Source organism: Enterobacter wuhouensis (genome assembly GCF_035835995.1).
Taxonomy (GTDB): Bacteria; Pseudomonadota; Gammaproteobacteria; order Enterobacterales; family Enterobacteriaceae; genus Enterobacter; species Enterobacter wuhouensis.
Window position 1 is genome coordinate 1,184,738 of the sequence record NZ_CP142124.1, and the last position, 12,971, is coordinate 1,197,708.

Annotated in this window: 9 protein-coding genes and 1 other annotated feature; of the genes, 5 read left to right on the top strand and 4 right to left on the bottom strand. The window is 56.7% G+C overall.

Features of this window, described 5'->3' with window-relative positions; genetic code table 11:
* Positions 1 to 436: 436 nt before the first annotated feature.
* Positions 437 to 3,583 (bottom strand): multidrug efflux RND transporter permease subunit AcrB, encoded by a 3,147-nt coding sequence (gene acrB, locus VPX56_RS05675; RefSeq protein ID WP_263610804.1) that lies wholly within the window; start codon positions 3,581 to 3,583, stop codon positions 437 to 439.
* Positions 3,584 to 3,605: 22 nt separating this feature from the next.
* Entirely contained in the window at positions 3,606 to 4,799 is a 1,194-nt protein-coding gene (gene acrA / locus VPX56_RS05680; RefSeq protein WP_326470407.1) for a multidrug efflux RND transporter periplasmic adaptor subunit AcrA, read from the bottom strand.
* Between the two features lie 141 nt (positions 4,800 to 4,940).
* Here acrA and acrR point away from each other — a divergent pair, with 141 nt between their 5' ends.
* Both acrR and mscK read left to right on the top strand, forming a co-directional pair.
* Positions 4,941 to 5,594 carry a multidrug efflux transporter transcriptional repressor AcrR gene (gene acrR / locus VPX56_RS05685; RefSeq protein ID WP_326470409.1) on the top strand — a complete coding sequence of 218 codons (654 nt, stop codon included), beginning with the start codon at positions 4,941 to 4,943 and terminating at the stop codon, positions 5,592 to 5,594.
* 99 nt (positions 5,595 to 5,693) lie between these two features.
* Entirely contained in the window at positions 5,694 to 9,056 is a 3,363-nt protein-coding gene (mscK, locus tag VPX56_RS05690; RefSeq protein ID WP_263610806.1) for a mechanosensitive channel MscK, read from the top strand.
* 33 nt (positions 9,057 to 9,089) lie between these two features.
* Here mscK and rsmS read toward each other — a convergent pair whose 3' ends face one another.
* Complete coding sequence (gene rsmS, locus VPX56_RS05695; protein WP_131633235.1) at positions 9,090 to 9,263, bottom strand: pleiotropic regulatory protein RsmS; 174 nt, start codon at positions 9,261 to 9,263, stop codon at positions 9,090 to 9,092.
* 14 nt (positions 9,264 to 9,277) lie between these two features.
* Positions 9,278 to 9,805 (bottom strand): primosomal replication protein N'', encoded by a 528-nt coding sequence (priC, locus tag VPX56_RS05700; protein ID WP_131633234.1) that lies wholly within the window; start codon positions 9,803 to 9,805, stop codon positions 9,278 to 9,280.
* 50 nt (positions 9,806 to 9,855) lie between these two features.
* Between priC and VPX56_RS05705 the strand changes: the two genes are divergently transcribed.
* The 3 genes from VPX56_RS05705 (at position 9,856) to dnaX (ending at position 12,953) form a co-directional block, all read left to right on the top strand.
* On the top strand, positions 9,856 to 10,233 hold the full coding sequence (locus tag VPX56_RS05705; RefSeq protein WP_263610808.1) for a DUF454 family protein: 378 nt from the start codon (positions 9,856 to 9,858) through the stop codon (positions 10,231 to 10,233).
* Positions 10,234 to 10,384: 151 nt separating this feature from the next.
* Positions 10,385 to 10,936 (top strand): adenine phosphoribosyltransferase, encoded by a 552-nt coding sequence (apt, locus tag VPX56_RS05710; RefSeq protein ID WP_000127359.1) that lies wholly within the window; start codon positions 10,385 to 10,387, stop codon positions 10,934 to 10,936.
* An 88-nt stretch (positions 10,937 to 11,024) separates the two neighbouring features.
* Complete coding sequence (gene dnaX / locus VPX56_RS05715) at positions 11,025 to 12,953, top strand: DNA polymerase III subunit gamma/tau (protein ID WP_326470415.1); 1,929 nt, start codon at positions 11,025 to 11,027, stop codon at positions 12,951 to 12,953.
* Positions 12,283 to 12,347 (top strand) — a sequence feature (DnaX frameshifting element). Its footprint overlaps the gene before it by 65 nt.
* Positions 12,954 to 12,971: the final 18 nt, after the last annotated feature.

Below are 12,971 nucleotides of genomic sequence, written 5' to 3' on the forward strand. Positions count from 1 at the left end.
GCTGTGTTCCTGATAAACCTAACTATAAGCCACTCTGATCAAGATTTCACCGCGCTATTACGAAAAATTACAATTAAAACGTCAGTTTGCGAGCCTTTACGCAAATGGCGATCCTGAATCAGACAATTTTATCTTCACTCATCCTTGTTTTTTTACGTCATCCTTACGTTTCATTGAGTTAGCATTAACCTTCAGATGAAGTCCAGATTCGGATTTCTCTTTCAATAGAACGGCTTATTAGGAATATTCCTAATATGTTACCGGAAGAAATGAAATTAAAAAAAGGATGAGTTCGTTGATTAGCTTATCCATTAATTATGGTATGTCTAAATACAATGGCCGTAAATAAAGAGAACAACAATAAGCGTAATTTATGATTTTCTCATTAAAATGAAAAAGGCCGCAAATGCGGCCTTTTTATAGGATGAAACCGGTATCAGTGATGTTCTACCGAGTGATTATGCTCAATATCTTCACTCTTACGGCTAAAGCGGCGGCGAACCACCACGAAGAACACCGGTACAAAGAAGATGGCGAGCACGGTCGCGGTGACCATACCACCCATTACCCCTGTACCTACCGCGTTCTGGGCGCCGGAACCCGCACCAGAGCTGATAACCAGCGGCATAACGCCGAGGATAAACGCCAGAGACGTCATCAGGATTGGACGCAGACGCATACGCACGGCGTCCAGCGTCGCCTCAATCAGACCTTTGCCTTCTTTCTCCATCAGATCTTTGGCGAATTCCACGATAAGTATCGCGTTCTTCGCCGACAGGCCAATGGTGGTCAGCAGGCCCACCTGGAAGTAAACGTCGTTGGTCAGTCCACGGAACGTTGCGGCAAGGAGCGCACCGATAACCCCCAGCGGCACCACCAGCATAACGGAGAACGGAATCGACCAGCTCTCGTACAGCGCCGCCAGACACAGGAACACCACAATCAGTGAAATGGCGTACAGGGCAGGGGCCTGGTTACCGGACAGACGTTCCTGGTAGGACATGCCCGTCCAGTCATAGCCGATCCCCGCCGGCAGTTTACCGGCCAGCTCTTCCATCAGGTTCATGGCTTCACCGGTACTGCGGCCCGGTGCGGCCTGGCCCAGAATTTCCATGGAAGGCAGACCGTTATAGCGTTCCAGACGCGGTGAACCGTATTCCCAGCGCGAGGTTGAGAAGGCGGAGAACGGTACCATCTGGCCGTTGCTGCCGCGAACGTACCAGGAATTGATATCGTTCGGCAACATGCGGTATTCCGCTTCGGACATCACGTACACTTTCTTCACGCGACCGCGGTCGATGAAGTCGTTAACGTAGCTACCGCCCCAGGCTGCGCCCAGCGTGGTGTTGATGTCGCTAATGGAAACGCCCAGCGCCTGTGCTTTTTCCTGGTCGATATCGATCTTGTACTGCGGGGTATCTTCCAGACCGTTAGGACGCACGCCGACCAGCAGGTCAGGGTGTTTCGCCACTTCACCAAACAGCTGGTTACGCGCCTGCGTCAGTTTTTCATGACCCAGACCGCCCTGGTCGATCAGCTGGAAGTCAAAGCCCGTTGCCGTACCCAGCTCAACAATCGCTGGCAGGTTAAAGGCGAAGACCATCGCGTCTTTAATCTGCGAGAAGGTGCCCATCGCACGGCCAGTAATCGCTTCAACTTTGTTCTCATCGCCCGGACGATCCGCCCAGTCTTTCAGAGAAACGAAGGCGATACCGGTGTTCTGACCACGACCCGCAAAGCCAAAGCCGTTAACCGCAAACACGGATTCAACGTTGGCTTTCTCTTTGGTGAGGTAGTAGTCAGTCACTTCATCCAGCACTTTCTGGGTACGTTCTTGCGATGCACCCGCAGGCAGCTGCGCCATGGTCAGGAACACGCCCTGGTCTTCATCCGGCAGGAACGAGCTTGGCAGACGAACGAACAGGTAAGCCATGCCCACCACGATGATGATGTAGAGCAGCAGGTAACGACCGGTACTGCGCAGGATATTGCCCACGCTGTCGGTGTAATGGTGCGTGCTCTTATCAAACATGCGGTTAAACCAGCCGAAGAACCCTTTATGCTCGCCGTGGCCACCTTTCTGAATCGGTTTCAGCATGGTTGCACACAGGGCAGGCGTCAGGATCAGCGCCACCAGCACCGACAGGGCCATTGCCGAAACGATGGTGATGGAGAACTGGCGGTAAATCGCACCGGTAGACCCGCCGAAGAAGGCCATCGGGATAAATACCGCAGACAGGACCATCGCGATACCGACCAGCGCGCCCTGGATCTGACCCATTGATTTACGGGTCGCTTCCTTCGGCGGGAGCCCTTCTTCCGCCATTACGCGCTCGACGTTCTCGACCACCACGATGGCGTCATCCACCAGCAGGCCGATGGCGAGCACCATCCCGAACATCGTCAGGGTGTTTATCGAGTAGCCGAATATCGACAGGATCGCGAAGGTCCCGAGCAGTACGACCGGCACGGCGATGGTTGGGATCAGCGTCGCGCGGAAGTTCTGCAGGAACAGGTACATCACCAGGAAGACGAGAATGATCGCCTCAACCAGCGTTTTGACCACTTCGTGAATCGAGATTTTAACGAACGGCGTAGTGTCATACGGGTAAACGATTTTCAGACCTGACGGGAAGAACGGTTCCATCTTCTTCAGCTCTGCGCGGATCGCCGTGGCGGTGTCCAGGGCGTTAGCGCCCGTTGCCAGTTTGATACCCAGACCGGAAGCCGGTTTACCGTTAAACTTCGCGATGATGTCATAGTTCTCACCGCCCAGCTCAACCTTAGCCACGTCGCGCAGGCGAACCTGCGAACCGTCCTGATTCACCTTCAGCAGAATTTTGCTGAACTCATCGGCGGACGTCAGACGCGTCTGCGCGATGATCGAGGCGTTAAGCTGCTGGCCTTTGACCGGCGGCGTACCGCCTAACTGACCGGCTGCAACCTGGGCGTTCTGCGCTTTAATGGCGCTGATCACGTCAACCGGCGTCAGCTGGAAGTTGTTCAGCTTGTTTGGGTCCATCCAGATACGCATTGCGTACTGGGAACCGAACAACTGAACGTCACCCACACCGGAGGTACGGCTGATGGCGTCCTTCATGTTGGCGCCCACGTAGTCGGAAATATCCTCCTGGGTCATGGTGCCGTTGGTGTTGATAACGCCGACAACCATCAGGAAGCTGCTTGACGATTTCTCGACGCTCACGCCCTGCTGTTGTACTTCCTGCGGCAGGAGCGGCATGGCCAGCTGCAGTTTGTTCTGCACCTGAACCTGCGCGATGTCAGCATCCGTACCAGACTGGAAGGTCAGGGTGATCTGAACCGTACCGGTTGAGTCACTGTTTGAGGACATGTACATCAGGTTATCGATACCGTTCATGTTCTGTTCGATAACCTGCGTAACGGTATCCTGCACCGTTTTTGCATCAGCCCCCGGGTAGGTTGCGGAGATCGTCACCGCCGGTGGCGCAATCGTTGGATATTGCGCGACGGGCAGCTTCAGGATCGCAAGTCCCCCAGCTAGCATGATAATTATGGCGATCACCCACGCAAATATGGGGCGATCGATAAAGAAATTAGGCATGTCTTAACGGCTCCTGTTTAAGTTAAGACTTGGTTTGTTCTGACTGGCCAGCGGCCGAAGCGTGTTGTTTCTCGTCAGATTTCACTTCCTGTGCTTTGACCTGCGCGCCAGGACGAACTTTTTGCAAACCAGTAATAATCACGCGATCGCCATCTTTCAGACCTTCCGTCACCAGCCACTTATCGCCAATCGCCTGCGTTGCGGTGATATTGCGCGTTTCGACTTTGTCATCTGCGCCCACAACCAGCGCGCTCGCATCGCCGCGTGGCGTACGGGTCACACCCTGCTGAGGGACCAGAATTGCGGTTGGGTTAGTCCCTTCTTCCAGACGCGCGCGAACGAACATCCCCGGCAGCAGCGTTTTATCCGGGTTCGGGAAAATCGCACGTAAGGTGATAGACCCCGTGGTCTGATCGACGGTCACATCAGAAAATTCCAGTGTGCCTGCCTGCGGGAACTTGATACCGTCGTTAGTCACAAGCTCAACTTTGGCTTTGCCGTTTTCCTGCTTCAGCGTGCCGTTTGCCAGCTCTTGCTGAAGGCGCAGGAAATCGTTGCTGGACTGCGTCACGTCAACGTAGATCGGATCAAGCTGCTGCACGGTGGCCAGCGCGTTCGTTTGGCCGTTCTGTACCAGCGCCCCTTCCGTCACGGAAGATTTACCAATACGACCGCTGATAGGTGAGGTCACTTTGGTATAGGCCAGGTTGATACGCGCGGTTTCAACAGCCGCTTTGGCGGCCACAACGGCGGCGTTAGCCTGCTGTGCATCTGCCAGGGCAGTATCGTAATCCTGTTGACTGATGTATTTCGTGCCGAGCAGTTTTTTGTAGCGATTCACGGTCAGCTGGGCGATTTTTGCTGCAGCGTCGGCTTTCGCCAGGTCGCCTTTAGCGCTTTCATAAGACGCCTGATAGGTTGCTGGATCAATCTGATACAGAGACTCACCGGCTTTCACATCACCGCCTTCGGTGAAGTTACGTTTCAGGATAATGCCGTTTACCTGAGGACGAACTTCCGCAATGCGGTATGCGCTGGTGCGGCCTGGCAGTTCTGTTGTCATCTGCAGAGGTTCGGATTTGAGCGTCACCACGCCAACTTCTGGCACCTGCTGAGCTCCCTGTTGAGCCTGTTTGTCGTCACATCCTGTAAGCGCTAAGCTGCCTGAGAGCATCAGAACGACCGCCAGAGGCGTTAACCCTCTGTTTTTGTTCATATGTAAACCTCGAGTGTCCGATTTCAAATTGATCAATGGTCCTGAGTCTAAAAACCCATTGCTGCGTTTATATTATCGTCATGCTATGGTACATACATTCATAAATGTATGTAAATCTGACTCCTGTAAATTCACTGACGTATGGCACGAAAAACCAAACAACAAGCGCTTGAAACCCGACAACACATTCTGGATGTGGCAATGCGTTTGTTTTCTCAGCAGGGTGTGTCCTCAACCTCACTGGCGCAGATTGCTCAGGCCGCGGGCGTCACGCGGGGAGCGATTTACTGGCATTTTAAAGACAAGTCAGATCTGTTCGGTGAAATCTGGCAACTTTCAGAGTCCAGCATTAGCGATCTTGAGACTGAGTATCGGGCAAAATTCCCTGACGATCCACTCTCAGTATTAAGAGAAATATTAGTATATATCCTTGAAGCAACGGTAGTTGAAGAACGTCGCCGGTTAATGATGGAAATAATTTTTCATAAATGCGAGTTCGTTGGCGAAATGGCCGTCGTCCAGCAGGCGCAGCGCAGCCTGTGTCTGGAGAGCTACGACCGCATTGAGCAGACGCTCAATCAGTGCATGCAGGCAAACATGCTGCCCGCCAATTTACTCACCCGCCGGGCGGCTATTCTGCTGCGAAGCTATATTTCGGGGCTGATGGAAAACTGGCTTTTCGCGCCGGAATCCTTTGACCTTAAACAGGAAGCGCGCAGCTACGTCGCGATTCTGCTCGAGATGTGCCAGTTCTGTCCGACGCTGCGCAGCGATGCCCCGACGCTCAGCGCTTAATTAGCTCAGATAAGAATCTTCGCGCTATCCCGCTTTCAACGGGCGTGATATTCTGCGTGCCGGACTATTTTCGGTCATCTTCTGACATCATTCACGACTATGCTGCACACCAATCGCTCGCAACATCCTGTTCTTGCATTTCTTTTCGCGACGCTGTTTTTCTTTGTCACCGCGCCGCTTACGTGGGCTCGCGCCGATAACAGCAATGATATCCCCACGCGTACCGACGTTCAGTCCCAGCTCGACACGCTGAACAAACAAAAAGACCTCACGCCGCAGGATAAACTCATCCAGCAGGATCTGACCCAAACGCTGGAGTCGATTGATAAAATCGAGCGCGTCAAAGCAGAAACCGCGGCGCTGCGTCAGAAAGTCGCACAGGCGCCGGAAAACATGCGCAAGGCGACAGAGGCGCTGTCTGCCCTGAGCGACGTCGATAATGACGATGAAACCCGCAAAACGCTCGCGACGCTTTCGCTGCGTCAGCTGGAGTCACGCGTGGCACAACTGCTCGACGATCTGCAAACCGCGCAGTCCGATCTCGCCACCTACAACAGCCAGCTGGTTTCGCTGCAAACCCAGCCGGAGCGCGTGCAGAACGCGATGTATGCTGCGTCTCAACAGCTTCAGCAGGTCCGCAACCGCCTGAACGGCACGACGGTTGGCGAAGGCGCATTACGTCCGACGCAGCAGACCCTGCTGCTGGTTCAGCAATCCTTACTCAATGCGCAAATTGAACAGCAGCGTAAAAGCCTGGAAGGGAATACGGTGCTGCAGGATACGCTGCAAAAACAGCGCGACTACGTCACCGCAAACATTAACCGCCTGGAGCATCAGCTTCAGCTTCTTCAGGAAGCGGTCAACAGCAAGCGCCTGACGCTGACGGAAAAAACGGCGCAGGAAGCCGTCTCGCCGGATGAAACCGCCCGCATTCAGGCCAACCCGCTGGTGAAGCAGGAGCTGGACGTTAACCATCAGCTGAGCCAGCGCCTGATTCAGGCCACGGAAAGCGGTAACTCGCTGGTGCAGCAGAACATCCAGGTCAAAAACTGGCTGGATCGCGCCCTGCAGGCGGAACGTAACATTAAAGAGCAGATTGCGGTGCTGAAAGGCAGCCTCCTGCTCTCGCGAATTCTCTACCAGCAGCAGCAGACGCTGCCGTCCGCCGACGAGCTGGAGGACATGACCAACCGCATCGCCGATTTACGTCTGGAACAGTTCGACGTCAACCAGCAGCGCGATGCGCTTTTCCAGAGCGATAGCTTTGTCGCTAAGGTGGAAGAGGGCCACTCCGCCGAGGTGAATCCGGAAGTACACGACGCGCTGCTGCAGGTGGTGGATATGCGCCGCGAGCTGCTCGACCAGCTCAACAAGCAGCTGGGCAATCAGCTGATGATGGCCATCAACCTGCAGATTAACCAGCAGCAGCTGGTGAGCGTCTCGAAAAGCCTGCAGGAGATTCTGACCCAGCAGATTTTTTGGGTGAACAGCAACAAGCCGATGGACTGGGACTGGATCAAATCCTTCCCGGAAGCGCTGAAAGCGCAAATCAAGAGCATGAAAATCACCGTCAACTGGGAGAAAGCCTGGCCCGCGGTGATGATTGCCTTCCTGGCGGGATTGCCGCTGCTGCTGATTGCTGGCTTAATCCGCTGGCGCCTGGGCTGGCTCAAGAAATACCAGGCGAAGCTGGCCTCCGAAGTGGGGCAGCTGCGAAACGACAGCCAGCTGCACACGCCGAAGGCAATCCTGATTGACCTGATCCGCGCCCTGCCGGTCTGCCTGCTCATTCTGGCTGCCGGGCTGATCCTGCTGACGATGCAGCTTAATATCAGCGATCTGCTGTGGGCGTTCAGCAAAAAACTGGCGCTGTTCTGGCTGGTATTTGGCCTGTGCTGGAAAGTGCTGGAAAAAGACGGCGTGGCGGTGCGTCACTTCAACATGCCGGAGCAGCTCACCAGCCATTGGCGTCGCCAGATTGTGCGCATCAGCCTGGCGCTGCTGCCGCTGCACTTCTGGTCGGTTGTGGCCGAGCTTTCCCCGCTGCACCTGATGGATGACGTGCTGGGGCAGCTGGTGATTATGCTGAACCTGCTGCTGATTGCCGTCCTGATGTGGCCGATGTGCCGCGACAGCTGGCGCGATAAGGAGTCCCACAATCTTCGCCTGGTTACCGTAACCGTGCTTGCGATCATACCGCTGGCGCTGATGGTGCTGACCGCAACGGGTTACTTCTATACCACCCTGCGCCTGTCGGGCCGCTGGATCGAAACGGTCTATCTGGTAATCGTCTGGAACCTGCTGTTCCAGACCGTGCTGCGCGGCTTGAGCGTGGCGGCGCGCCGTATCGCCTACCGCCGTGCTATTGCGCGTCGTCAGCATCAGGTGAAGGAGGGGGCAGAAGGCGCAGAGCCGCAGGAAGAGCCGACCATCGCTCTGGAGCAGGTCAACCAGCAAACGATGCGTATTACCATGCTGGTGATGGTGGCGCTGTTCGGGGTGATGTTCTGGGCCATCTGGTCTGATTTGATCACCGTATTTGCCTATCTCGATAGCGTCACGCTCTGGCAGTACAGCGGCACCGAGGCGGGCGCCACGGTGATGAAAAGCGTGACCATGGGCAGCCTGCTCTTTGCGCTGGTCTCGCTGGTGGTCGCGTGGGCGCTGATCCGCAACCTCCCGGGCCTGCTGGAAGTGCTGGTGCTGTCCCGCCTGAACCTTCGACAGGGCGCGTCGTACGCCATCACCACCATTCTGAACTATGTGATCATTATCGTCGGCGCGATGACGGTCTTTGGCTCGCTGGGCGTCTCGTGGGATAAGCTGCAGTGGCTGGCCGCCGCCCTCTCGGTCGGTCTTGGTTTCGGCCTGCAGGAGATCTTCGGTAACTTTGTTTCCGGCCTGATCATCCTGTTCGAGCGTCCGGTGCGCATTGGCGATACCGTCACCATCGGCACCTTCTCAGGAACCGTCAGCAAGATCCGCATCCGTGCGACCACCATCACCGACTTCGATCGCAAAGAGGTGATCATCCCGAACAAAGCGTTCGTGACCGAGCGCCTGATCAACTGGTCGCTCTCGGATACCACCACCCGCGTGGTGATCCGCCTCGGCGTAGCCTATGGCTCCGATCTGGACAAAGTGAAAGAGGTGCTGCTGAAGGCGGCGTCTGACCATCCGAAAGTGATGCACGACCCGGCGCCAGCGGTGTTCTTCACCACCTTCGGGCCGAGCACGCTCGATCACGAGCTGCGTCTGTACGTGCGCGAGCTGCGCGATCGCAGCTACACCGTCGACGAACTTAACCGCGCGATCGATCGCCTGTGCCGTGAAAACGACATTAATATCGCCTTCAACCAGCTTGAGGTTCACCTGCGTAACGAAAAAGGTGAAGAGCATACGGAAGTGAAGCGCGAGATTAAGGGTGACGATCCGACTCCTCACCCTAACCCTCTCACCTGAAGGGAGAGAGAATAATCTGGTGCGGGCTGTTTTTTACCCTCTCCCCTCAGGGGAGAGGGCAGGGTGAGGGGGAAGTTTCCCCTCAAAATCCCGCTTAACAATCTCCAGCGCCTTCAGCACCGTCTCCGCCGGGAGCTCATGGTTCTCCAGCAGCATAATCAAATCGACGGCCAGCTTGACCTCGTCGGGTGCATTTTCCAGTGACATCTGTGTGGCTCCTGTTAACGGGTCAACCGTTCAATGACGCGTTCAATCTCGTCCAGCGCCTGACGACAGCGGACGATGCGCCCTTCAAGCGCGGTTATTTCGCGCATCAATAGCTGCTGTTCTTCAAGCGTTTCGGCGGCGTTAAGCCGCGTCTCGCGCTCGCGCTTCATCTCAAACAGACGGCGCTCAAACTCCTGGTTCTCCAGCCGCTTGCGCTGCCATTTGCCGAGGCCCGGCGCGGGGCTGTCCCAGGCGCGCAGCGGCCAGGCGGCGATTTCACGGTGCAGGGCGGTGATCTGCTCGGTGAGGTGTTCCGCAAGCCAGGCGACCTGCTCCTGCTGTTCCGCCTCTACCGCGTGGCGCAACTCATCAAGATTCGTTTGCGCCTCAGCAAGATAATCCTGAATTAACGTGCTGCGGGTACGAAAAAGCTGTCGATCAAAGCGCGGCTTCAGCGTGGCGTGTCCCATCAGCGGCGTGGCCTTGGCGCGCAGCGTCGTCAGCTGATTTTGTAGCGTCTCAAGAAGCAGGGCTGTTTTCAAAACGCTCTCCAGTGGTAAAGTAGCCGTTCAGTTTGATAACGATTCGCATTATGCAGCGTACTATTTTAATCATCATTGGCTGGCTTGCGGTAGTGCTGGGCACGCTGGGCGTTGTTTTGCCCTTACTGCCGACCACGCCGTTTATCCTGCTGGCGGCCTGGTGCTTCGCCCGCTCGTCGCCGCGTTTTCACCACTGGCTGCTCTACCGCTCGTGGTTTGGCGGCTATCTGCGCCACTGGCAAAAACACCGCGCCATGCCGCCCGGCGCGAAGCCGCGCGCGATCGCCGCGATCCTCATCACCTTCGCTATTTCATTATGGCTGGTGAAAATGATGTGGGTGCGTATTCTGCTGCTGGCGATCCTGACCTGTCTGCTTTTCTTTATGTGGCGGATCCCCGTGGTTGATGAAAAGCAACAAAAGCACTGAAGCCTCATCATGGCTGTTGCAATTATCACGCGCAGCCAGTAAATTCGACCGTTTTCGAGCACAGGTGCGCCTGGTCAAAGGTTAAACAATTGTTGCCTTGGCCGACTCGTTGCGCGCTGTGAGTAACACTGTTTCATTTAGGCACAAACCGATGACCGCAACTGCACAGCAGCTTGAATATCTGAAAAACAGCATCAAAAGCATCCAGGACTATCCAAAGCCTGGCATTCTTTTCCGTGATGTCACCAGCTTGCTGGAAGACCCGAAAGCGTACGCGCTCAGCATTGAACTGCTGGTCGAGCGTTATAAAAACGCCGGGATCACCAAAGTAGTAGGTACCGAAGCCCGTGGCTTCCTGTTCGGCGCACCGGTTGCGCTGGCGATGGGCGTGGGTTTTGTGCCGGTGCGTAAGCCGCGCAAGCTGCCGCGTGAAACCATCGCAGAGAGCTACGAGCTGGAATACGGCACCGATCAGCTGGAAATCCACGTGGATGCCATCAAGCCAGGCGACAAAGTGCTGGTGGTGGACGATCTGCTGGCGACCGGCGGCACCATTGAAGCGACCGTGAAGCTGATCCGTCGTCTGGGTGGTGAAGTGACCGACGCGGCATTCATCATCAACCTGTTCGATCTGGGCGGCGAACAGCGCCTGGAAAAACAGGGTATTACCAGCTACAGCCTGGTGCCATTCCCGGGTCATTAATCCCGTTCCTCACAACCTCGCTCAATGAGTGAGGTTGTGATAGCATTCCCCCCCATAAATTCACCTTCCAGCGTTGCAGAGCCTGCCCATGAGTTATCAGGTGTTAGCCCGTAAATGGCGACCACAAACCTTTGCTGACGTTGTCGGTCAGGAACATGTGCTGACGGCCCTGGCGAACGGCTTGTCGCTAGGTCGCATCCATCACGCCTATCTTTTCTCCGGCACCCGCGGCGTCGGTAAGACCTCTATTGCCCGTTTGCTGGCAAAAGGTCTCAACTGCGAAACCGGGATCACCGCCACGCCGTGCGGCGTGTGCGATAACTGCCGGGAGATCGAGCAGGGGCGTTTTGTCGACCTGATCGAAATCGATGCCGCCTCGCGCACCAAAGTGGAAGACACCCGCGATCTGCTCGATAACGTGCAGTACGCCCCGGCGCGCGGCCGCTTCAAGGTCTACCTGATCGATGAAGTGCACATGCTGTCGCGCCACAGCTTCAACGCCCTGCTGAAAACGCTGGAAGAGCCGCCCGCGCACGTGAAGTTCCTGCTGGCGACCACCGATCCGCAAAAGCTGCCGGTCACCATCCTGTCGCGCTGCCTGCAGTTCCACCTGAAGGCGCTGGACGTTGAGCAGATCCGCGCTCAGTTGGAACACATTCTTGATGAAGAGAAGATCGTCCACGAACCGCGCGCCCTGCAACTGCTGGCCCGCGCGGCGGACGGCAGCCTGCGTGATGCGCTAAGCCTGACCGATCAGGCGATTGCCAGCGGTGACGGCAGGCTCTCCACCGACGCGGTCAGCACCATGCTCGGCACGCTGGATGACGATCAGGCGCTGTCGCTTATCGAAGCGATGATTGCCGCCAACGGTGAACGCGTGATGTCGCAGGTTGACGCCGCCGCCGCCCGAGGCGTGGAGTGGGAAGCGCTGCTGGTTGAAATGCTCAGCCTGCTGCACCGCGTGGCGATGCTGCAGCTTTCTCCGTCGGCCATCGGCGCGGATATGGCCGCCATTGAGCAGCGGATGCGTGAACTTGCCCGCACCGTGCCGCCTGCCGACGTTCAGCTTTACTACCAGACGCTGCTGATTGGCCGCAAAGAGCTGCCGTTCGCGCCGGATCGCCGCATGGGCGTTGAAATGACGCTGCTGCGCGCGCTGGCGTTCCACCCGCGCATGCCGCTGCCCGAACCGGAAGTGCCGCGACAGTCCTTCGCGCCGGTCGCGCCCACGGCGGTGATGTCGCCGCAGCAGGTGCCGCCGCAGACGACACCGCCGCCGCAGCAAAATGTGCCGCTGTCGGATGCCACCAGTTCGGTGCTTGCCGCACGCAGCCAGCTGCAGCGTGCGCAGGGAGCAACCAAACCAAAAAAGAGTGAACCGGCAGCGCCTGCAAGAGCGCGGCCGGTTAACAACGCCGCGCTTGAACGACTGGCTTCGGTAACGGAGCGCGTACAGTCGCGCCCGGCACCGTCCGCGCTCGAGCAAAAAGCCCCGGCGAAAGAAGAGGCCTACCGCTGGAAGGCGACCACCATCATCGAAACGGTGAAGGAAGAGGTCGCCACGCCAAAAGCCCTGAAAAAGGCGCTGGAGCACGAAAAAACGCCGGAGCTTGCCGCGAAGCTGGCTGAAGAATCAATCGAGCGCGACGCCTGGGCCGCCGAGGTCAGCAAACTGCAGCTGCCGAAGCTGGTGGAGCAGGTCGCGCTGAACGCCTGGAAAGAGCAGGACGGCAACCAGGTGCGTCTGCACCTGCGGCCTGGCCAACGGCACCTGAACTCCCCGGGCGCGCAAAAGGCGCTGGCGGAGGCGCTCACCGCATTGCAGGGTACGCCGGTTGAATTGACTATCATTGAAGATGATAATCCCGCAGTGCGCACGCCGCTGGAATGGCGTCAGGCTATTTATGAAGAGAAGCTCGCGCAGGCGCGCGAGTCGATTATTGCGGATAACAACATTCAGACCCTGCGCCGGTTCTTCGACGCCGATCTGGATGAAGAGAGTATTCGCCCCCTTTGATCGTGAGTCTGACTTACG

What these genes read in the sequence shown, in the direction of transcription:
- dnaX (WP_326470415.1), top strand. Translation starts at nt 11,025, where the DNA reads ATGAGTTATCAGGTGTTAGCCCGTAAATGGCGACCACAAACCTTTGCT.
- apt (WP_000127359.1), top strand. Translation starts at nt 10,385, where the DNA reads ATGACCGCAACTGCACAGCAGCTTGAATATCTGAAAAACAGCATCAAA.
- rsmS (WP_131633235.1), bottom strand. Translation starts at nt 9,263, where the DNA reads ATGTCACTGGAAAATGCACCCGACGAGGTCAAGCTGGCCGTCGATTTG.
- acrA (WP_326470407.1), bottom strand. Translation starts at nt 4,799, where the DNA reads ATGAACAAAAACAGAGGGTTAACGCCTCTGGCGGTCGTTCTGATGCTC.
- acrR (WP_326470409.1), top strand. Translation starts at nt 4,941, where the DNA reads ATGGCACGAAAAACCAAACAACAAGCGCTTGAAACCCGACAACACATT.
- VPX56_RS05705 (WP_263610808.1), top strand. Translation starts at nt 9,856, where the DNA reads ATGCAGCGTACTATTTTAATCATCATTGGCTGGCTTGCGGTAGTGCTG.
- mscK (WP_263610806.1), top strand. Translation starts at nt 5,694, where the DNA reads ATGCTGCACACCAATCGCTCGCAACATCCTGTTCTTGCATTTCTTTTC.
- acrB (WP_263610804.1), bottom strand. Translation starts at nt 3,583, where the DNA reads ATGCCTAATTTCTTTATCGATCGCCCCATATTTGCGTGGGTGATCGCC.